General features: G+C 63.8%; 18 protein-coding genes. 13 read left to right on the forward strand and 5 right to left on the reverse strand.

What is annotated here, in order from left to right; translation table 11 throughout:
• Positions 1–103: 103 nt before the first annotated feature.
• A complete protein-coding gene (gene mreB, locus OEG79_RS17095) occupies positions 104–1,141 on the reverse strand; it encodes a rod shape-determining protein MreB (protein ID WP_013714086.1) in 1,038 nt (345 codons plus the stop codon).
• Between the two features lie 228 nt (positions 1,142–1,369).
• On the opposite strand from mreB, the gene gatC reads away from it, so the two are divergent.
• The 6 genes from gatC to OEG79_RS17125 all read left to right on the forward strand — a co-directional run bounded on the left by gatC (position 1,370) and on the right by OEG79_RS17125 (position 6,643).
• Positions 1,370–1,657 (forward strand): Asp-tRNA(Asn)/Glu-tRNA(Gln) amidotransferase subunit GatC, encoded by a 288-nt coding sequence (gene gatC / locus OEG79_RS17100; RefSeq protein ID WP_264146141.1) that lies wholly within the window; start codon positions 1,370–1,372, stop codon positions 1,655–1,657.
• A 15-nt stretch (positions 1,658–1,672) separates the two neighbouring features.
• The gene (gene gatA, locus OEG79_RS17105; RefSeq protein WP_264146142.1) at positions 1,673–3,124 is read left to right on the forward strand and encodes an Asp-tRNA(Asn)/Glu-tRNA(Gln) amidotransferase subunit GatA; all 1,452 of its coding nucleotides are present in this window, start codon (positions 1,673–1,675) and stop codon (positions 3,122–3,124) included.
• Positions 3,125–3,135: 11 nt separating this feature from the next.
• Positions 3,136–4,581 carry an Asp-tRNA(Asn)/Glu-tRNA(Gln) amidotransferase subunit GatB gene (gatB, locus tag OEG79_RS17110; RefSeq protein ID WP_264146143.1) on the forward strand — a complete coding sequence of 482 codons (1,446 nt, stop codon included), beginning with the start codon at positions 3,136–3,138 and terminating at the stop codon, positions 4,579–4,581.
• 68 nt (positions 4,582–4,649) lie between these two features.
• The gene (locus OEG79_RS17115; protein ID WP_264146144.1) at positions 4,650–5,072 is read left to right on the forward strand and encodes a septal ring lytic transglycosylase RlpA family protein; all 423 of its coding nucleotides are present in this window, start codon (positions 4,650–4,652) and stop codon (positions 5,070–5,072) included.
• A 93-nt stretch (positions 5,073–5,165) separates the two neighbouring features.
• Positions 5,166–6,260: a calcium/sodium antiporter gene (locus tag OEG79_RS17120; RefSeq protein ID WP_264146145.1), complete on the forward strand. Its 1,095-nt coding sequence runs from the start codon at positions 5,166–5,168 to the stop codon at positions 6,258–6,260.
• 2 nt (positions 6,261–6,262) lie between these two features.
• A complete protein-coding gene (locus tag OEG79_RS17125; protein ID WP_264146146.1) occupies positions 6,263–6,643 on the forward strand; it encodes a carboxymuconolactone decarboxylase family protein in 381 nt (126 codons plus the stop codon).
• 47 nt (positions 6,644–6,690) lie between these two features.
• Here the strand turns inward: OEG79_RS17125 and OEG79_RS17130 are convergent, their stop codons facing one another.
• From OEG79_RS17130 to OEG79_RS17140, 3 genes are all read right to left on the reverse strand, one after another.
• Positions 6,691–7,632, reverse strand: a complete 942-nt coding sequence (locus OEG79_RS17130) for an AEC family transporter (protein ID WP_264146147.1) — start codon at positions 7,630–7,632, stop codon at positions 6,691–6,693.
• A 125-nt stretch (positions 7,633–7,757) separates the two neighbouring features.
• Positions 7,758–8,318: a response regulator transcription factor gene (locus tag OEG79_RS17135; RefSeq protein WP_024306962.1), complete on the reverse strand. Its 561-nt coding sequence runs from the start codon at positions 8,316–8,318 to the stop codon at positions 7,758–7,760.
• Positions 8,319–8,332: 14 nt separating this feature from the next.
• Positions 8,333–9,586 (reverse strand): ATP-binding protein, encoded by a 1,254-nt coding sequence (locus tag OEG79_RS17140; RefSeq protein ID WP_264146148.1) that lies wholly within the window; start codon positions 9,584–9,586, stop codon positions 8,333–8,335.
• 188 nt (positions 9,587–9,774) lie between these two features.
• On the opposite strand from OEG79_RS17140, the gene OEG79_RS17145 reads away from it, so the two are divergent.
• The 7 genes from OEG79_RS17145 to OEG79_RS17175 all read left to right on the forward strand — a co-directional run bounded on the left by OEG79_RS17145 (position 9,775) and on the right by OEG79_RS17175 (position 18,059).
• Positions 9,775–10,488, forward strand: coding sequence for an SIMPL domain-containing protein (locus tag OEG79_RS17145; RefSeq protein WP_264146149.1), 714 nt, complete (start codon positions 9,775–9,777; stop codon positions 10,486–10,488).
• Positions 10,489–10,712: 224 nt separating this feature from the next.
• Positions 10,713–12,311 (forward strand): ABC transporter substrate-binding protein, encoded by a 1,599-nt coding sequence (locus tag OEG79_RS17150; protein WP_264146150.1) that lies wholly within the window; start codon positions 10,713–10,715, stop codon positions 12,309–12,311.
• Between the two features lie 52 nt (positions 12,312–12,363).
• Complete coding sequence (locus tag OEG79_RS17155; protein WP_264146151.1) at positions 12,364–13,962, forward strand: ABC transporter substrate-binding protein; 1,599 nt, start codon at positions 12,364–12,366, stop codon at positions 13,960–13,962.
• 128 nt (positions 13,963–14,090) lie between these two features.
• On the forward strand, positions 14,091–15,101 hold the full coding sequence (locus tag OEG79_RS17160) for an ABC transporter permease subunit (RefSeq protein WP_264146152.1): 1,011 nt from the start codon (positions 14,091–14,093) through the stop codon (positions 15,099–15,101).
• 108 nt (positions 15,102–15,209) lie between these two features.
• Positions 15,210–16,109 carry an ABC transporter permease subunit gene (locus tag OEG79_RS17165; RefSeq protein WP_264146153.1) on the forward strand — a complete coding sequence of 300 codons (900 nt, stop codon included), beginning with the start codon at positions 15,210–15,212 and terminating at the stop codon, positions 16,107–16,109.
• 10 nt (positions 16,110–16,119) lie between these two features.
• Positions 16,120–17,088, forward strand: coding sequence for an ABC transporter ATP-binding protein (locus tag OEG79_RS17170; protein ID WP_264146154.1), 969 nt, complete (start codon positions 16,120–16,122; stop codon positions 17,086–17,088).
• Positions 17,088–18,059, forward strand: coding sequence for a peptide ABC transporter ATP-binding protein (locus OEG79_RS17175; RefSeq protein WP_264146155.1), 972 nt, complete (start codon positions 17,088–17,090; stop codon positions 18,057–18,059). Before OEG79_RS17170 ends, OEG79_RS17175 begins: the two co-directional genes overlap by 1 nt.
• A 417-nt stretch (positions 18,060–18,476) precedes the next feature.
• Here the strand turns inward: OEG79_RS17175 and OEG79_RS17180 are convergent, their stop codons facing one another.
• Positions 18,477–19,649: an HD-GYP domain-containing protein gene (locus OEG79_RS17180; protein ID WP_264146156.1), complete on the reverse strand. Its 1,173-nt coding sequence runs from the start codon at positions 19,647–19,649 to the stop codon at positions 18,477–18,479.
• Between the last annotated feature and the right edge of the window lie 158 nt (positions 19,650–19,807).

A 19,807-nucleotide genomic window follows, 5' to 3' on the forward strand; every position in this document is an offset into this window, starting at 1 on the left:
GCGAAGGGCAAACCGGTCAAACGAAGAGTGGGCCGAGTGTACTGCAATGCTCGAATATGCGCGTGCCGCCCGGAGGCGGCACGGCGGACACGCGGGGTGAACCTTACTCGGTGGAGAGCAGGTCCATGGCGTGGCGATCCATCATTTCCAGGGCCTTGCCGCCGCCACGGGCGACGCAGGTCAGCGGGTCTTCAGCGACGATCACCGGCAGGCCGGTTTCCTGCGAGAGCAGCTTGTCCAGGTCACGCAGCAGTGCGCCACCACCGGTCAGCACCAGGCCGCGCTCGGCAATGTCCGAGGCCAGCTCGGGCGGCGACTGCTCCAGTGCGCTCTTGACCGCCTGGACGATGGTCGCCAGGGACTCCTGCAGCGCTTCGAGCACTTCGTTGGAGTTCAGGGTGAAGCTGCGCGGTACGCCTTCGGCCAGGTTGCGGCCGCGTACGTCGACTTCACGGATTTCGCCACCCGGGTAGGCGGTGCCGATTTCCTGCTTGATGCGCTCGGCGGTGCCTTCACCGATCAGCGAGCCGTAGTTGCGGCGCACGTAGGTGATGATGGCTTCGTCGAAACGGTCGCCGCCGACGCGAACGGACTCGGCATAGACCACACCGTTCAGCGAGATCAGGGCGATCTCGGTGGTACCACCACCGATGTCGACGACCATCGAGCCGCGGGCCTCTTCGACCGGCAGGCCGGCACCGATGGCAGCGGCCATCGGCTCTTCGATCAGGAACACTTCACGGGCACCGGCGCCCAGGGCCGATTCACGGATGGCGCGACGCTCGACCTGGGTCGATTTGCACGGTACGCAGATCAGCACGCGCGGCGACGGCTGCAGGAAGCTGTTCTCGTGAACCTTGTTGATGAAGTACTGCAGCATCTTCTCGCAGACGCTGAAGTCGGCGATCACGCCGTCCTTCATCGGACGAATTGCGGAAATGTTACCGGGTGTACGGCCGAGCATGCGCTTGGCCTCGGTGCCAACGGCAACGACACTCTTCTGGTTGCCGTGGGTACGAATAGCGACCACAGACGGCTCATTCAGGACGATACCGCGCTCGCGCACATAAATAAGGGTATTGGCAGTGCCCAGGTCGATCGACAGATCACTGGAAAACATGCCACGCAGTTTCTTGAACATTAGGAAGGGACCCTAGGCAACGCGTGGGTGAAGGCCAGGCGCGCAAAACGCGCAGGTAAAAAGTGCGGCAAACTCTAACAACGGCAGGGATTTTGAGCAAGGCGGCAATATGGTAGATTGCCTGTTTTTCCGGGCCTTGTAGCTGCACATCGCGGCCTTTGACCGCTGGCTCGCGACATCCGTTCCCTGCATGCCCTCTCTGTCACACTTCCACTGGAGAACCCCCCGATGGCGCTTGAACGCTCCGAGGTGGAAAAAATCGCCCACCTGGCCCGCCTGGGTCTGAACGAAGGCGATATTCCGCAAACCACCGAGACCCTGAACAACATCCTCGGCCTGATCGACCAGATGCAGGCCGTCGATACCCAGGGCATCGAACCCCTGGCCCACCCGCTGGAAGCGACCCAGCGCCTGCGCGCCGACGTGGTCACCGAGAGCAACCAGCGTGACGCCTACCAGGCCATCGCCCCGGCCGTGGAAAACGGCCTGTACCTCGTGCCAAAAGTCATCGAATAAAGGAAAGGGCCCGACATGCATCAATTGACCCTGGCCGAGATCGCCCGCGGCCTCGCCGACAAGCAATTCTCTGCAGAAGAACTGAGCCGCAGCCTGCTGGCGCGTATCGCGCAGCTCGACCCGCAGCTCAACAGCTTCATTACCGTCACCGAAGACCTGGCCCTTGAGCAGGCCAGGGCCGCCGACGCCCGTCGCGCAGCCGGCGAGAATGGCGCCCTGCTCGGCGCCCCGATCGCCCACAAGGACCTGTTCTGCACCAATGGCGTGCTGACGTCCTGCGCTTCGAAGATCCTCACCGGCTTCAAGGCGCCCTACGACGCCACCGTGGTCGAAAAACTCAAGAACGCAGGCACCGTGACCCTCGGCAAGCTGAACATGGACGAGTTCGCCATGGGCTCGGCCAACGAATCCAGTCACTACGGCCCGGTCAAGAACCCCTGGGACACCAGCCGCGTACCCGGCGGCTCCTCGGGCGGCAGCGCCGCGGCCGTGGCCGCGCGCCTGATTCCGGCCGCCACCGGCACCGACACCGGCGGTTCGATCCGTCAGCCGGCGGCGCTGACCAACCTCACCGGGATCAAGCCGACCTACGGCCGCGTATCGCGCTGGGGCATGATCGCCTACGCCTCCAGCCTCGACCAGGGCGGCCCGCTGGCCCGCACCGCCGAGGACTGCGCCCTGCTGCTCGGCGCCATGGCTGGTTTCGATGCCAAGGATTCCACCAGCGTCGACCAGCCGGTCGATGACTATCTGGCCGCCCTTACTCAGCCGCTGGCCGGCCTGCGCATCGGTCTGCCCAAGGAATACTTTGGCGCCGGCCTCGATGCCCGCATCGGCGAGAAGGTGCTGGCGGTGGTCGAGGAGCTGAAGAAGCTCGGCGCCACGGTGAAGGACATCTCGCTGCCGAACATGCAGCACGCCATTCCAGCCTACTACGTGATCGCCCCGGCCGAAGCCAGCTCCAACCTGTCACGCTTCGACGGCGTGCGTTTCGGCTATCGCTGCGAGAATCCGGTCAACCTCGAAGACCTGTACAAGCGCTCGCGCGGTGAAGGCTTCGGTGCGGAGGTAAAACGCCGCATCATGGTCGGCACCTATGCGCTGTCTGCCGGTTACTACGACGCCTACTACATCAAGGCCCAGCAGATCCGCCGACTGATCAAGAACGACTTCGTCAGCGCCTTCAAGGACGTCGACGTGATCCTCGGCCCGACCACGCCGAACCTGGCCTGGAAAATCGGCGAGAAAGGTGGCGACCCGGTGTCGGCCTACCTCGAGGACATCTACACCATTACCGCCAACCTCGCCGGCATCCCCGGCCTGTCGATGCCGGCCGGCTTCGTCGATGGCCTGCCGGTGGGCGTGCAGTTGCTCGGCAACTACTTCCAGGAAGGTCGCCTGCTGAACATCGCGCATCAGTACCAGCAGGTCACTGACTGGCATCAACAGGCACCGAGCGGCTTCTGAGGACGACACACATGCAATGGGAAACAGTGATCGGGCTCGAGATCCACGCTCAGCTCAGCACCCAATCGAAGATTTTCTCGGCCAGCGCCACCAGCTTCGGCGCCGAGCCCAACACCCAGGCCAGCCTGATCGACCTCGGCATGCCCGGCACCCTGCCGGTGCTCAACGCCGAAGCCGTACGCATGGCCTGCAAGTTCGGCCTGGCCATCGATGCCGAGATCGGCGCGCGTAACATCTTTGCGCGCAAGAACTACTTCTACCCCGACCTGCCCAAGGGTTACCAGACCAGCCAGATGGATCACCCCATCGTCGGCAAGGGTCATCTGGACATCACCCTGGAAGACGGCACCGTCAAGCGCATCGGTATCACCCGCGCGCACCTGGAAGAGGATGCCGGCAAGAGCCTACACGAAGACTTCCACGGCATGAGTGGCATCGACCTCAACCGCGCCGGCACCCCGCTGCTGGAAATCGTCTCCGAGCCAGACATTCGCAGCGCCAAGGAGGCCGTGGCCTACGTCAAGGCGATCCACGCGCTGGTGCGTTACCTGGGCATCTGCGACGGCAACATGGCCGAAGGCTCGCTGCGCTGCGACTGCAACGTCTCGGTGCGCCCGAAGGGCCAGGCCGAGTTCGGCACCCGCGCCGAGATCAAGAACGTCAACTCCTTCCGCTTCATCGAGAAGGCCATCAACCACGAGATCCAGCGTCAGATCGACCTGATCGAGGATGGCGGCAAGGTCATACAGGAAACCCGCCTGTACGACCCGAACAAGGACGAAACCCGCTCCATGCGTGGCAAGGAAGAAGCCAACGACTACCGTTACTTCCCCTGCCCCGACCTGCTGCCGGTGGTGATCGAGCAGAGTTTTCTCGACGAGGTGCGCAGCCAGCTGCCGGAACTGCCGACGCAGAAGCGCGAGCGTTTCCAGAGCCAGTACGGCCTGTCCAGCTATGACGCCAGCGTTTTGAGCGCCAGCCGCGAGATGGCCGAATACTTCGAGGAAGTGGCCAAGGTCTGCGGCGACGCCAAGCTGGCAGCCAACTGGGTGATGGGCGAGCTGTCCAGCCTGCTCAACAAGGAAGGCCTGGAGATCGAGCAGTCGCCGGTTTCCGCCGAGCACCTGGGCGGCATGATCCTGCGCATCAAGGACAACACCATCAGCGGCAAGATCGCCAAGATGGTGTTCGAGGCCATGGCCGCCGGTGAAGGCAGCGCCGACGCGATCATCGAGAGCAAGGGCCTCAAGCAGGTCACCGACAGCGGCGCGATCGAGAAGATGCTCGACGAGGTACTGGCGGCCAATGCCGAGCAGGTCGAGCAGTATCGCGCCAGCGACGAGGCCAAGCGTGGCAAGATGTTCGGCTTCTTCGTCGGTCAGGCCATGAAAGCCTCCAAGGGCAAGGCCAACCCGGGGCAAGTGAACGAACTGCTCAAGAAAAAGCTCGAAGGCTGAGCCGGTCCGGCTCGCCTGCTAGTGAAGAACGCCGGGCTCGCCCGGCGTTTTTCATGGAGACAGCCAAGATGAATATCCATACCCCGAATGCAATCCGGGAATGTTTGCCCCCCCGAATCGCAAGCGGATTGCGCGGCTATGCCCTGTTCGGCGCCCTGGCATTGCTTGCCGGTTGCTCCACCCTTGGCGGCGGAGCAGGCAACAGCGAAAGCGGCAAGGCGTCCTACTACGGAGATCGTCACCACGGCCAGCGTACCGCCAGCGGCGAACGCTTCGATCAGAACGCACTGACCGCTGCGCATCGTACCCTGCCGTTCGGCACCCGGGTGCGGGTGACCAACCTGAACAATGAACGCAGTGTCGTGGTGCGCATCAATGACCGCGGGCCGTTCGTACGAGGTCGCGTGATCGACGTTTCGCGTGCCGCCGCGCTGCAGTTGGACATGCTCCGTGCAGGTGTGGTGCCGGTACGGATCGAGGCGCTGGACTGACGAACAGTAACCAATAAACACCTTTCAACCGCATCTGGCGGCGCAAGAAGCCAGCACGACATTAGCCGCACTTTTTTTCGGAGCAACGCTGCAATGACCCTGATGACCTATGTCTACCTCATCGCCGGCCTGGTGCTGCTGGTGGCCGGCGCCGAAGTGCTGGTGCGTGGCGCGGCCAAGCTGGCCGCACAGTTCGGAATTCCACCACTGGTGATCGGCCTGACCGTAGTGGCCTTCGGCACCAGCGCGCCGGAAACCGCCGTCAGCGTGCAATCAGCCCTCAATGGTAGCGGCGACCTGGCCATCGGTAACGTGGTCGGCAGCAACATTGCCAACGTCCTGCTGATCCTCGGCGTGACGGCGCTGGTCGCACCGCTGATCGTATCGCGTCAGCTGATTCGCCTCGATGTGCCGATCATGATCGGCGCCAGTCTGCTCACCTTCGGCCTGGCCTGGGATGGCGAGCTCAGCCGCCTCGACGGCGCACTACTGTTCAGCGGCATTCTGCTGTACACCGCTTTCCTGATTTACAGCGCACGCAAGGACAAGGGCGGCGATGACGACGAGTTTGCCAAGGAGTTCGGCCTCCACGAACAACCCAAACCCTATGCCTGGGCGATCAATCTGGGGCTGATCGTCATCGGCCTGGTGCTGCTGGTGGTGGGTTCGAATTTCCTTGTGGAAGGCGCCGTACAACTGGCACGTGCGCTGGGTCTCTCGGAGCTGGTGATCGGCCTGACCGTAGTTGCGGTGGGCACTTCGCTGCCGGAGCTGGCCACCTCGATCATCGCGGCCTTCAAGGGCGAGCGCGATATCGCCGTCGGCAACATCGTCGGCAGCAACATCTTCAATCTGCTCTGCGTGCTGGGCCTGGCCTCGCTGGTCTCGCCGGCAGCCATTCCGGTCGCAGCCAATGCGCTGGCCTTCGATTTCCCGGTAATGATCGCTGTGGCGGTTGCCTGCCTGCCGATCTTCTTCAGCGGCTATCGCATCAACCGCTGGGAGGGCCTGCTGTTTCTCGCCTACTACGTGGCCTACACCCTTTATCTGGTGCTGTTCAGCACCGGCCGGCCACAGGCCGAGATCTTCGGCACCGCCATGATCGGCTATGCTCTGCCGCTCACCGCCATCACCCTGGTGGTCATCGCCGGGCGTGCCTGGCAAAAACAACGCGGCCAAGAGGTATAAACATGAACGAGAACCACGACCGTGGCCTGCAGGTACGCCGTGAGGTGATGGGCGATGCCTTCGTCGACCGGGCACTGGGCAACGCGACCGAGTTCACCCAGCCGCTCCAGGACTTCGTCAACGAGCACGCCTGGGGCGGTGTGTGGACACGCAGTGGCCTGCCACGCGCGACCCGCAGTCTGATCACCCTCGCCACATTGACCGCGCTGAAATGCCCGCAGGAACTCAAGGGTCACGTGCGCGGCGCGTTGAACAATGGCTGCACCGTCGAGGAAATCCGCGAAACCCTGCTGCACTGCGCCGTGTATGCAGGCGTGCCAGCCTGCATCGATGCCTTTCGCGCAGCGCAGGAAGTGATCGAGGATTATCAGCGCAACAGCTGAGGCGCCTGAGCCTGCCGACGTATATCCCGCGGCAGGCTATTCAGGAGTCAGATCCAACCGCCCCACTGCAACAGCAGCAGGCCGACATTGGTAGTCACCACCGCAGCCAGCGTGGTGATGACGATAATGGCCGCCGCCAGCTCGTGATTGGCGCCCACCGCACGGGCCATGACGAAGCTCGCCGCCGCCGTCGGGCTGGCGAAGTACAAAAAGAGGATCGCCAGGTCCGCGCCGCGAAAGCCGCACAGCCAGGCACCGACAGTGCTCAGCAAAGGCAGCCAGACCATTTTCATCATGCCCGAGCCGACGGCGGTACCGCTGCTGCGATGCAGCGACGCCAGGCTCAGGGTGCCACCGATGCAGATCAGCGCCAGCGGCAGGGTCATCTGCGCGAAATACTCGGCCGAGGTCAGAAACCACTGCGGCAGCGGAATCTTCCAGTAGGCGAAAGGAACCGCCAGCAACACACCGATGATCATCGGATTGCTCACGATGCTGCGTGCAATGGCTTTGGCACCGGGCTTGGCACCAGGGCTGTAGATGGCCAGCACCACAGCCGAGAGCGCGTTGTAGCAGAGGATGACCAGCGCAGCGAGCAGCGAACCGACCGACAGGCCGTAATCACCGTACATGCTGGTGGCGAGTGCCAGACCAATAATGCCGTTATTGCCACGAAAGGCGCCCTGGGTATAGATGCCACGATCTTCGAATGGCACCCGCCAGATCGCCCAGGCCCAGGCCACGAAGAACGAGGCCACGGTGGCGAGGAAGAAGTAGGTCAGCAGCTGCGGCTGCAGGGCCGCGTCCAGGTCCGCCTTGACCACGCCAAGAAACAGCAGGGCGGGCATGGTGCCGCGAAACACCAGGCTGGAGGCTGTATCGATGAAGGGCGTGTCGATCCAGCGTACACGCTTGAGTACCACGCCGAGAAACAGCATGGCGAACACGGGCGCAGTGATGGCGAGGGTTTGTGCAGCGATGGCGAACATGACCAAACCAGCAGGTTGTATGACGACCTATGTTAGCTGGCTAAGCATTTATCCGCCATGGGCAAAACAGGTTCAGCGTGAAAGAACGGGCTTTGGCCATCCCGGCCCGAGCCCGCTCCGGTATTTCAGCGTCGAACCGGACGCTTCTGCAGCTTGCGCTGCAAGGTGCGACGGTGCATGCCCAGCGCACGTGCAGTGGCGGAGATGTTGCCCTCGTGCTCGGCCAGTACGCGCTGGATGTGCTCCCATTGCAGGCGATCCACCGACATCGGGTTCTCCGGAACCAGGCTGTCGAGATCGGCGTGCTCGGAAAGCAGTGCGGTGAGCACGTCGTCGGCATCGGCCGGCTTGCACAGGTAGTTGGCCGCGCCGCGCTTGATGGCTTCAACCGCGGTGGCGATGCTGGAATAGCCGGTGAGGATCACCACGCGCATCTCGGCGTCCAGCTCGAGCAGCTTGGGCAACAGCACCAGGCCGGAGTCGCCTTCCATCTTCAGATCGACCACGGCGTAATCCGGCAGATCATCCTTGGCCAGGGCCAGGCCTTCTTCGGCGCTGGATGCGGTAGACACGCGCAGGCCGCGGCGACTCATGGCACGCGCCATCACGCGAGTGAAGGTAGGATCGTCGTCCACAAGCAGCAGATGCGGCTGCTCTTCGCCTTCGAACAGGGATTCTTCGCTCATGCTTGGTTTCCTAATCAGGCCACGCCATAGGCTCGCGGCAACTTCAGTTCGGTGAGGGTGCCGCCCTCTTCATGGTTATACAACTTAACCGTGCCACCGGCACGGGTCACGCTGGCCTGGCTGAGGAACAGTCCCAGACCGAAGCCCTTGCCCTTGGTAGTGAAGAAAGGCCGTCCCAGCTGCTCGGCGATCGCCAGCGGCACGCCGACGCCATGATCGCGAATGCTCAGACGCAGCCACTGGTGGTCCCAGTCCAGGCGGATGTCGAGTTTGTCCGGACAGGCATCGGCAGCGTTGTTGAGCAGGTTGAGCAGCGCCTGGGTGAGGTCGGCCGGCGGCATCACGCGCGGCGGCGTGCCACGCCCCAGACACTGGTAGCGGTAGCTGGCCTCGGGGCGCATCAGATGCCAGCGATTGAGGGTGGTTTCCAGCCACTCCACGCAGGACTGCTCGATGACCGCCTGACGCCGGTCGTTCTCGGCAGCGCGCACCAGTTGCTGCAGGGTGTACTTGCACAGCTTGACCTGCTCCTGCAGCAGCGCCAGATCGTCCTGCAGCGCGGGCGTGTCGCGGTATTCCTGGCGCAGTTCCTTGAGCAGCACGCTCATGGTGCCCAGCGGCGTGCCCAGCTCGTGCGCAGCGCCGGCAGCTTGGGTAGCCACGGCCAGCAACTGCTGATCGCGCAGGCTTTCCTCGCGCCGCTCGGCACGCAGCTCGTCCTGACGGCGCAGTTCCTCGGCCATCTTGGCAACGAAGAAGGTGATTAGCGCCGCCGCCAGGGCGAAGCTCAGCCACATGCCGTAGACCAGCAGGCTCTCGCGGGCGGCGGGCAGTTCGAGCGGATGCGTCCACACCAGCAGCAGGGTGTACCCCGCCAGCGCCAGGCCGGACAGCACGATGGTGAACAGCCAGGGCAGCGTTGCCGCGGCGATGGTCAGCGGCACCAGATAATAGGAAACGAATGGGTTGGTCGAACCGCCCGAGTAATACAGCAGCACACTGTGAATGATCAGGTCGCAGCCCAGCTGCACCGCGTACTCGACTTCGGTCACGGGCCAGGGACCGCGCAGACGCAGCGCCGTGCCCAGGCACAACAGCAGAGAAACGCCAAGGGTGACCGAGAGCTGCAACCAGGGCAGCGGTATCATGCCCGACTTGTAGGCAAGCCCGACCGAGCCGGCCTGAGCGGCCAGCACCAGCATGCGGATGAGGGTCAGGCGCCAGAGATTCTGGCGGCTGGCAGAGAGTAACTGCACGGGTTCGAGCATGGCGACTCCAATTGATGGCAGCGAGTATAACCAAGCCTGGCGCGGCCTTCCGCCGCTGCGGCAACCGGACGCACAGGGTTCTTGCCTCAGCGCATGGAAAAAAATCAAAGCTGCTTAACCCGAATGCGCACGCGCGTTCGTCTAACCTCGGGAAACGGCCATCGAGGCCACTGAAAAAGGAACTGCTCATGCGCACCATGCCCCGTATCGCCTCCGCCCTCGCCCTGACCATCGCCAGCCTGGCCAGCACCGGCCTGCTGGCCGACGAGGCACGCTACAACCAGATCGCCCTGCGCGCCGAGGTGAACCAGGAGGTCGCCCACGACCTGATGCACGTCACCCTGTATACCGAAGCGCAGAATGCCGACCCGGCCAAGCTGGCTGCGGAAATCACCAACACCCTGAACCAGACCCTGGAGCAGGTACGCAAGGTTCGCGGCGTTTCGGTCAAGCTGGGCAGCCGCCACAGCTACCCGGTGTACGACGACAAGGGGCAGAAGATCACCGCCTGGCGCGAACGCGCCGAAGTACGCCTGGAAAGCGCCGACTTCGCCCGCCTGTCCGCACTGACCGGCGACCTGCTGCAGAAGATGAAGATGGGCGGCATGGATTTCAGCATCGCCACCGACACCCGCAAGACCCGCGAGGACGCCATGCTCAAGGATGCCGTCAACGCGTTCAAGGCGCGCGCCCAGCTGGCCACCGAAGCACTGGGCGGCAAGGGCTACAAGCTGGTCAGCCTGAATCTCAACACCGGCGGATTCCAGCCGCCGATGGCCATGCGCAGCTTCGAAGCCAAGGGCATGGCGATGATGGACGCAGCGCCCACGCCGCAGATCGAAGCCGGCACCAGCCAGGTCACGGTCAGCGCCGATGGCGTCATCGAAGTGCAGATGCCCTGATCCCTGCCCCGCAACGAAGCCACGCCGTTATCGGCAGATAACGGCGTTTCGCCATCTTTTCCCGACCAAATTTCAGAAATGCGACAGCAAGTTACACCGCTGTAGCGCTAACCATTTTCCGCGCCACGTAGCGCTTGCCTCGGGCACAAGGCCTGCATAGTTTCGCTGGTGGTCTCCATAAGAGGCTCCTCAAGGATCACAACCACAACAACGATGAGGTCAAGATGCGCAAGAACGCCATTATCCAGGCTTTGCTTACCGCTGGGCTGATCGCCAGCGCCCCCCTCGCCAGCGCCGCCAACCTGGTGTTCTGCTCCGAGGGCAGCCCCGCCGGCTTCGATCCCGGCCTGTACACCACCGGCACCGATTTCGACGCCGCAGCCGAAACCGTGTTCAACCGCCTGACCCAGTTCGAGCGCGGCGGCACCAAGGTCGAGCCAGGTCTGGCGGAAAGCTGGGACGTGTCCGAGGACGGCCTGATCTACACCTTCAAGCTGCGCTCCGGGGTGAAATTCCACACCACCGAGTACTTCAAGCCCAGCCGCGAGTTCAACGCCGACGACGTGCTGTTCACCTTCGAACGCATGCTCGACAAGAACCACCCCTTCCGCAAGGCGTACCCCACCGAATTCCCCTATTTCACCGACATGGGCATGGACAGCAATATCGCCAAGCTGGAGAAGCTGGACGACCATACCGTGCGCTTCACCCTCAACGAAGTGGACGCCGCCTTCGTGCAGAACCTGGCGATGAGCTTTGCCTCGATCCAGTCCGCCGAATATGCCGACCAGTTGCTCAAGGCCGGCAAGGCCGCCGACATCAACCAGAAGCCCGTCGGCACCGGCCCCTTCGTGTTCAGCCGTTACCAGAAGGACGCGGTGATCCGTTACAAGGGCAACAAGGACTACTGGAAACCGGACGATGTGAAGATCGACAACCTGATCTTCGCCATCAACACGGATTCGTCGGTACGCATGCAGAAGCTCAAGGCCGGTGAATGCCACGTGACTCTGTTCCCGCGGCCGGCCGACATCGAGTCGCTGCAGAAGGACGCCAAGCTGCAGATGCCCGAGCAGGCCGGCTTCAACGTCGGCTACATCGCCTACAACGTCACCCACCCGCCGTTCGACAAGCTGGAAGTGCGCCAGGCGCTGGACATGGCGGTGAACAAGCAGGCCATTCTCGACGCCGTATACCAGAACGCCGGTCAGCTGGCCGTGAACGGCATGCCGCCGACCCAGTGGTCCTATAACGAGGAGATCAAGGACCCGGCCTTCGATCCGGAGAAGGCCAGGGAGCTGCTCAACGCCGCCGGGGTCAAGGAAGGCACCGAAATCACCCTGTGGGCCATGCCGGTGCAGCGTCCGTACAACCCCAACGCCAAGCAGATCGCCGAAATGCTGCAGGCCGACTGGGCCAAGATCGGCATCAAGGCACGCATCGTCAGCTACGAGTGGGGCGAGTACCTCAAGCGCGCCAAGGCCGGCGAGCACGATGCCATGCTGATCGGCTGGAGCGGTGACAACGGTGACCCGGACAACTGGCTCGGCACCCTCTATGGTTGCGATGCGGTGGACGGCAACAACTTCTCCAAATGGTGCTTCGAGGACTACGACAAACTGGTCAAGGCCGCCAAGCGCACCACCGATGTGGCCGAACGCACCGAGCTGTACAAGCAGGCACAGGTGATCCTCAAGCGCGAGGTGCCGATCACCCCGCTGGCGCACTCCACCGTGTACCAGCCGATGCGCAAGGAAGTGCAGGACTTCCGCATCAGCCCGTTCGGCATCAACTCCTTCTATGGTGTAAGCATCGGCAAGTGATGAAGGACGGCGCACCTCGCGGTGCGCCGTTTCCACCTGGATAGGAGTGCCCATGTCTTCCATGCCCGTTAAGCGCGGCAGCCTGCTGCTCATCGCCTTGCTGTGCGTGCAGGTGCAGGCGGCGAGCGACCTGGTGGTCTGCAGTGAGGCCAGTCCGGAAGGTTTCGATATCGTCCAGTACACCGCGGCGACCACCGCCGATGCCAGCGCGGAAACCCTGTTCGAACGTCTGGTGGACTTCGCCCCCGGCAGCACAGAGATCGTTCCTTCACTGGCGCAGAGCTGGGACATCAGCGGCGACGGCCTGAACTACACCTTCACCCTGCGTCAGGGCGTGAAATTTCACGCCAACAAGGACTTCACGCCAGGCCGTGCATTCAACGCCGATGACGTGCTGTGGAGTTTCCAGCGTCAGCTCGACCCGACGCATCCCTGGCACAAGCTGTCGCTACGTGGTTTTCCCTATGCAGAAGCCATGGGCCTGGCGCAGCTGATCGAGCGCATCGAAAAGCTCGACGAGCATCGTGTGCGTTTCGTTCTCAAACATCCGGAGGCGCCCTTCCTGGCCAACCTGGCCATGGGCTTCGCCTCGATCTATTCGGCCGAATACGCCGAGCAGTTGCTGGCCGTCGGTAAACCCGAACGGCTGAACAACGCCCCCATCGGCACCGGCCCCTTCGTTTTCGAGCGCTACGCCAAGGACGCCCAGGTACGCTTTCGCGGCAACCCGGAATACTGGGGCGGCGCACCCGCGATCAAACGCCTGGTGCTGGCCATCACCCCCGAGCCCAACGTGCGCCAGCAACGCCTCAAGGCCGGCGACTGCCAGATCGCCCTCTACCCCCGACCAGTGGATATCCCGGCGCTCAAGGCCGAGCCGAAACTGCAGGTACTGGAGCTCGATTCGCTACTGACCGCCTATATCGGCATCAATACCCGTCACCCGCCGCTGGACGACGTACGCGTACGCCAGGCACTGAACCTGGCGTTCGACAAGGCCGCCTACATTCGCGCGCAGTATGGCGAGGACAATGCCACGCCCGCCGTGGCGCCCTACCCGGCCACGCTGTGGGGGCATGACGAGAGACTGCAGGACTGGCCGCACGATCCCGAACGGGCCCGCCAGTTGCTGGCCGAGGCCGGCCACGCCGACGGTTTCGCCTTGTCGATCTGGACCCGCCCAGGTGGCGGGCCGACCAACCCCAACCCCGGTATCGGCGCGCAGATGCTGCAGGCCGATCTCGCTGCCATCGGTATCCGCAGCGAAATTCGCGTGTTCGAGTGGGGTGAACTGATCAAGCGTGCCAAGAACGGCGAGCACGACCTGGTATTCATGGGCTGGGCCGGCGACAACGGCGACCCGGACAACTTCCTCACCCCCAATCTGTCCTGCGCGGCTGCCGAGAGCGGCGAGAATCAGGCCGGCTGGTGCAACAAGACCTTCGATGCGCTGATCACCCAGGCCCGTCGCGAGCCCGAGCAGAACGAACGCGCCGCGCTGTATCGCCAGGCGCTGGCGATCTTCCATGAGCAGGCGCCGTGGATCGCCCTGGCCCACCCCAAGCAGTTCGCCGCAATGCGCAGGGGTGTCGAAGGCTTCGTGCTCAGCCCGATGGGCTCGAACAACTTCGCCCGGGTGAAGCTGGAATGAACAGCCATAAACGTACCTATCGCCACCCTCACCCGAGTTCCGGAGCACATCCGGGTCACGACAGAATCAAAAAAGCGCCGGGCCATGTAGTCCGGTGCGCTTATCCCGCCAAGGAGTAGAACCGCCTGATGTTGTCATTCATCGCCAGACGCCTGGGACTTCTGATCCCCACTTTCTTCGGCGTCACCCTGCTGACCTTCGCGCTGATCCGTCTGATCCCCGGTGACCCGGTGGAAGTGATGATGGGCGAACGCCGCGTCGACCCCGAAATGCACGCCCAGGCCATGGAACGCCTGGGGCTGAACAAACCGCTGTACGCCCAGTATCTGGACTACATCGGCCAGCTCGCCAGCGGCAACCTGGGCGAGTCGCTGCGCTCGCGGGAAAGCGTGTGGAGCGAGTTTCTCACCCTGTTTCCCGCCACCGTCGAGCTGGCGCTGGCAGCCCTGCTGTTCGCCGGCACCCTGGGCCTGATCGCCGGAGTGGTCGCGGCGCTCAAGCGTGGCTCGCCGCTGGACCACGGCGTGATGGGCATCGCCCTGACCGGCTACTCGATGCCGATCTTCTGGTGGGGTCTGCTGCTGATCATGTTCTTCTCGGTGGGCCTCGGCTGGACACCGGTCTCAGGACGCATCGACCTGCTCTACGACATCGAGCCGGTCACCGGCTTCATGCTGATCGACACCCTGCTGTCCGACGAGGAAGGCGCCTTCGGCGATGCGCTGCGCCATCTGATCCTGCCGGCCATCGTGCTCGGCACCATTCCGCTGGCGGTGATCGCGCGGATGACCCGCTCGGCGATGCTCGAAGTGCTGCGCGAGGACTATATCCGCACGGCGCGGGCCAAGGGCCTGTCGCCAGCGCGGGTGGTGTTCGTGCACGGCCTGCGCAATGCACTGATCCCGGTACTGACCGTGTTCGGTCTGCAGGTCGGCACCCTGCTGGCCGGCGCGGTACTCACCGAAACCATCTTTTCCTGGCCCGGTATCGGCAAATGGCTGATCGAGGCCATTGGCGCGCGCGACTACCCGGTGGTGCAGAACGGCATCCTGCTGATCGCCTGCCTGGTGATCCTGGTCAACTTCACCGTGGATCTCCTCTATGGCCTGGCCAATCCACGCATTCGCCATCAGAAGTAGGGAAGGCGCAATGAAGAACAAAGCTACCAAATTCCAAGAGGGCACCATGCGCACAAATACCAAGTGCAGAAGAACGGTGCACACAGCTACTGCCGTGGAGGTTTGCCGATGACCGCCGCCAGCCTCGATCAGAGCCTGCTCTATCCCTCGCCGCTCAGGGAGTTCTGGCAGGCCTTCAGCCACAACAAGGGTTCTCTCGCCGGCCTGGCATTCATGCTGCTGATGGTGTTCTGCGCCCTGTTCGCCCCCTGGGTTGCGCCGCATGATCCCAGCGAGCAGTACCGCGACTTTCTGCTCACCCCGCCGGTATGGCTGGAAGGCGGGCAATGGCAGTTTCTGCTCGGCACCGACGAACTGGGCCGCGACCTGCTCTCGCGCCTGATCCATGGTGCCCGCCTGTCGCTGGTGATCGGCCTGGCCTCGGTGGTGCTGTCACTGATCCCGGGCATCCTGCTGGGCCTGGCCGCGGGCTTTTTCCCGCGCCTGCTCGGCCCCGGCATCATGCGTCTGATGGACATCATGCTGGCGTTGCCGTCGCTGCTGCTGGCGGTGGCCATCGTCGCCATCCTCGGCCCCGGGCTGATCAACACCATCTTCGCCATCGCCATCGTCTCGCTGCCCTCCTACGTGCGCCTGACCCGTGCGGCGGTGATGGGCGAGTTGAACCGCGACTACGTCACTGCCGCGCAACTGGCCGGTGCCGGCCTGCCACGGCTGATGTTCGTCACCGTATTGCCCAACTGCATGGCACCGCTGATCGTGCAGGCCACTTTGAGCTTTTCCTCGGCGATTCTCGATGCTGCCGCGCTGGGCTTTCTCGGCCTCGGCGTGCAGCCGCCAACCCCCGAGTGGGGCACCATGCTGGCCTCGGCGCGCGACTACATCGAGCGTGCCTGGTGGGTGGTGACGCTGCCCGGCCTGGCGATCCTGCTCAGTGTCCTGGCCATCAACCTGATAGGTGACGGCTTGCGCGATGCGCTCGACCCGAAACTGAAGAACGCGCAGTAAGGAGCCTGGAATGAGTCTGCTGAACCTCCGCAACCTGTCCGTACGTTTCGGCTCCGCCATACCGGTGGTCGACGGTCTCGACCTCAGTGTGGACAAGGGCGAGGTACTGGCCATCGTCGGCGAGTCCGGCTCCGGCAAGTCGGTGACCATGATGGCGCTGATGGGCCTGATCGACGCTCCCGGCATCGTCCAGGCCGACTGCCTGCAATTCGACGGCACCGACATGCTGCGCCTGAAGGGCCGTCAGCGACGGCATATCGTCGGCAAGGATCTGTCGATGATCTTTCAGGACCCGATGACCGCCCTCAACCCCAGCTACACCGTGGGTTTCCAGATCGAGGAAGTGCTGCGCCAGCACCTCGGGCTGAAGGGCAAGGCCGCGCGCGCACGGGCGCTGGAACTGCTGGAAAGAGTTGAGATTCCTGCCGCCGCCAGCCGTCTCGATGCCTATCCGCATCAGCTTTCCGGTGGCATGAGCCAGCGTGTGGCCATCGCCATGGCCATTGCCGCCGAGCCCAAGCTGCTGATCGCCGACGAGCCGACCACCGCTCTGGATGTAACCATCCAGGCGCAGATCATGGAGCTGCTGCTGAACCTGCAGCGTGACCAGGGCATGGCGCTGGTGCTGATCACTCATGACCTGGCGGTAGTGGCCGAAACTGCCCAGCGCGTCTGCGTGATGTACGCCGGCCAGGCGGTGGAGCTGGGCCAGGTACCGACCCTGTTCGATGCCCCCAGCCACCCCTACACCGAGGCATTGCTCAAGGCCATCCCCGAACACAGCGCCGGTGCCAGCCGCCTGGCCACCCTGCCCGGCATCGTGCCCGGTCGCTACGACCGGCCGCAGGGCTGCCTGCTGTCACCGCGCTGCCCCTACGTGCAGGAGCGCTGCCACCAGCAGCGCCCCAGCCTGGAGGAACATTCCCGCGGCGCCGCGCGCTGCTTCTTCCCTCTTGAACCAGCGGCGGAGGTAGCCTGATGAGCTCCGTACTCAAAGCCCATGAGCTGACCCGTCATTACAGCGTCTCGCTCGGCCTGTTCAAACCGGCGGCAACGGTGCAGGCGCTCAACGGCGTGTCGTTCGCGCTGGAGGCCGGCAGGACCCTGGCGGTGGTCGGTGAATCCGGCTGCGGCAAGTCCACCCTGGCTCGTGCCCTGACCCTGATCGAGGAACCCAGCGCCGGCTCCCTGCAGATCGCCGGGCGCGAGGTGGCCGGCGCCAGCAAGGCCGAGCGCAAGCAGCTGCGCCGCGACGTGCAGATGGTGTTCCAGAACCCCTATGCCTCGCTCAATCCCAGGCAGAAGGTCGGCGATCAATTGGCCGAGCCGCTGCTGATCAACACTGACCTGTCGCGAGCCGAGCGCCGCGAGCGGGTCCAGGCGATGATGCAGCAGGTGGGGCTGCGCCCCGAGCACTACCAGCGCTACCCGCACATGTTCTCCGGTGGTCAGCGCCAGCGCATCGCCCTGGCCCGCGCCATGATGCTGCAGCCCAAGGTGCTGGTGGCGGATGAACCGACCTCGGCGCTGGACGTTTCGATCCAGGCGCAGGTGCTCAATCTGTTCATGGACCTGCAGGAAGAGTTCGACACCGGCTACGTGTTCATCTCGCACAACCTGGCGGTGGTGCGCCATGTCGCCGACGACGTGCTGGTGATGTACCTCGGCCGCCCGGCGGAAATGGGCGCATCGGAATTGCTCTACAGCCGCCCGCTGCATCCCTACACCCGTGCGCTACTGTCGGCGACGCCGGCCATCCATCCCGACCCGGACAAGCCCAGGATGAAGATCAGCGGTGAATTGCCCAATCCGCTGAATCCGCCTTCCGGCTGCGCCTTCCACAAGCGCTGCCCGCATGCCGACGAACGCTGCCGTGTCGAGCGCCCGGAGCTGCGCCTGATCGATGCGCGGCAGGTGGCCTGCCATCACGTGGAGCGGATCGTCGATTGACACTTGCGATGGCCACGCAGGTCGCTAGGTTCTGTACGAAAACTGCCTGCGCTCGGTGATGCTTCGTTAAAAACAGGTTCGGAATGCTCATTTACAGCTCGTAAACTCGAATGCGAGCCCAGTCCGTTCCTCACCTGTTTTTGCCTCGCCTGACCTTCGCTCGACGACTTTTCGTACAGAACCTAGTGTCTCTTCAACCATGGAGTATCGGTTCGGCGCCCGGCTTCCTGGGAAGGGCTTTAGCCGCGACGCTTTTAGCGCATTCAAAGTCGCTCGCGGCTGAAGCCCCTCCCACGGTTCAAGGCAGCGACCGATCATCCGTGTCGCGACACTGGGGTGCCGTGGGCCGAGTCGGTGGTGCACGGCAGACGCGGTGCAGCGGTGCGCATAGCGCATCCTGCACGAGCCGCCACTACGTCAGGACGCCGGCGGCATGGTCAGCTCGATGCTTTCTGCCAGCGAATCTTCCAGGCGCTGCAGCTCGACGCCGACTGCAGCGGCGTCGTCGGCCAGGCTCTGGGCGATATGCAGGAACTCCGGGGTCGCCTCGACGAAGGCCAGCACTACCATCGGATCGAAGCGCGTACCGCTGGCCGCGCAGATCTGCGATACCGCCTGCTCCGGGCTGACAGGCGGCAGGTAGGCATGCTGGCAGGTCAGCTCTTCGAAATGCCCCACCAGCGCCATCAGCCGCGCCGACAGCGGGATCTGCTCACCAAACAGGCCCTGCGGATAGCCCTTGCCATCCCAGCGCTCGTGCTGGCCGTAAACGATATCCTTGGCGTCGGAGAGAAAGTCGGTGATGCTGCCCAGCTTGCGCTCGGCTCGCTCCAGCGCTTCACGCCCGGCGATCACGCCCTCGCTCAAAAGGCGCAGATCACTCTCGTCCGGCTCGCCATGGTTGAGTAGTACGCGATCGGGCAGGGTCAGCCGGTCGATCACATGCAGCATGGCCGACTTGCCCAGCTGAGCGATGCGCTCCTCGTTCAACGTTTCGGACAGGGCCGGCTGCTGCCGCGCCAGGGCGGTGGCCAGGCCGATCATGTAGCGCTCGATACGCTCCAGGCGACGGCTGCGCGGGTTGTCGCGCATCACCGCGACACTGGCCATGGCCTCGATGGTGACGTCCTGCAAGCGCTGAATATCGCGCGTACGCCGTTTGACCTCGAGCTCCAGGTACTCGCTCTTGTCGCGCAGGTAGTCGGTGGCTGCCTTGAGTTGCAGCTGCGCCCGCACGCGAGCAAGCACGATGGGCGGGCTGACCGGCTTGGTGATGTAGTCGGCGGCGCCGAGGTCGAAACCCAGCTGCTCGTCGGCGGCATCGCTTCTGGCCGTCACCAGAATCAGCGGGATGTAACGTATCTGCGGGTCGCGCTTGAGTTCGCGGCACAGCGTGTAGTCGTCCTGCCAGTTGAGCAGGATCAGGTCCGGTTGCGGCCGCGACCTGGCCGCCGCCAGCGCTTCCTCATTACCCACCAGTCTCACCTGATAGCGGTCGACCAGCAGCGCGCCGAGTCGCTGGCGCGCCTCGACGGCATCGTCCACCACGAGAATCAGTTCCTGTTCCGGCCTATCGAGCATCCCGCGCATGGCGACCTCCTTTGGCATCCGCCTACCTTCATTAAAGACGCTGGGCTGTATTTGCGCTCAGGCCGTCATACAAATGACCGCACATGGCTTTTGAAAGTGCGATACGGATTGGCAGCACCCGGGTGCCAGCCGACAATCGTCGCCAGATCACTTACGAA

The sequence above is a fragment of the Pseudomonas sp. Z8(2022) genome (assembly GCF_025837155.1).
In the GTDB taxonomy this organism is placed as follows: Bacteria; Pseudomonadota; Gammaproteobacteria; order Pseudomonadales; family Pseudomonadaceae; genus Aquipseudomonas.

Coding starts and splice junctions, on each gene's coding strand:
- gatC (WP_264146141.1), top strand. CDS start 1,370: ATGGCGCTTGAACGCTCCGAGGTGGAAAAAATCGCCCACCTGGCCCGC.
- OEG79_RS17135 (WP_024306962.1), bottom strand. CDS start 8,318: ATGAGCGAAGAATCCCTGTTCGAAGGCGAAGAGCAGCCGCATCTGCTG.
- OEG79_RS17180 (WP_264146156.1), bottom strand. CDS start 19,649: ATGCGCGGGATGCTCGATAGGCCGGAACAGGAACTGATTCTCGTGGTG.
- gatA (WP_264146142.1), top strand. CDS start 1,673: ATGCATCAATTGACCCTGGCCGAGATCGCCCGCGGCCTCGCCGACAAG.
- OEG79_RS17120 (WP_264146145.1), top strand. CDS start 5,166: ATGACCCTGATGACCTATGTCTACCTCATCGCCGGCCTGGTGCTGCTG.
- OEG79_RS17170 (WP_264146154.1), top strand. CDS start 16,120: ATGAGTCTGCTGAACCTCCGCAACCTGTCCGTACGTTTCGGCTCCGCC.
- mreB (WP_013714086.1), bottom strand. CDS start 1,141: ATGTTCAAGAAACTGCGTGGCATGTTTTCCAGTGATCTGTCGATCGAC.
- OEG79_RS17165 (WP_264146153.1), top strand. CDS start 15,210: ATGACCGCCGCCAGCCTCGATCAGAGCCTGCTCTATCCCTCGCCGCTC.
- OEG79_RS17155 (WP_264146151.1), top strand. CDS start 12,364: ATGTCTTCCATGCCCGTTAAGCGCGGCAGCCTGCTGCTCATCGCCTTG.
- OEG79_RS17160 (WP_264146152.1), top strand. CDS start 14,091: ATGTTGTCATTCATCGCCAGACGCCTGGGACTTCTGATCCCCACTTTC.
- OEG79_RS17175 (WP_264146155.1), top strand. CDS start 17,088: ATGAGCTCCGTACTCAAAGCCCATGAGCTGACCCGTCATTACAGCGTC.
- gatB (WP_264146143.1), top strand. CDS start 3,136: ATGCAATGGGAAACAGTGATCGGGCTCGAGATCCACGCTCAGCTCAGC.
- OEG79_RS17145 (WP_264146149.1), top strand. CDS start 9,775: ATGCGCACCATGCCCCGTATCGCCTCCGCCCTCGCCCTGACCATCGCC.
- OEG79_RS17150 (WP_264146150.1), top strand. CDS start 10,713: ATGCGCAAGAACGCCATTATCCAGGCTTTGCTTACCGCTGGGCTGATC.
- OEG79_RS17115 (WP_264146144.1), top strand. CDS start 4,650: ATGAATATCCATACCCCGAATGCAATCCGGGAATGTTTGCCCCCCCGA.
- OEG79_RS17125 (WP_264146146.1), top strand. CDS start 6,263: ATGAACGAGAACCACGACCGTGGCCTGCAGGTACGCCGTGAGGTGATG.
- OEG79_RS17140 (WP_264146148.1), bottom strand. CDS start 9,586: ATGCTCGAACCCGTGCAGTTACTCTCTGCCAGCCGCCAGAATCTCTGG.
- OEG79_RS17130 (WP_264146147.1), bottom strand. CDS start 7,632: ATGTTCGCCATCGCTGCACAAACCCTCGCCATCACTGCGCCCGTGTTC.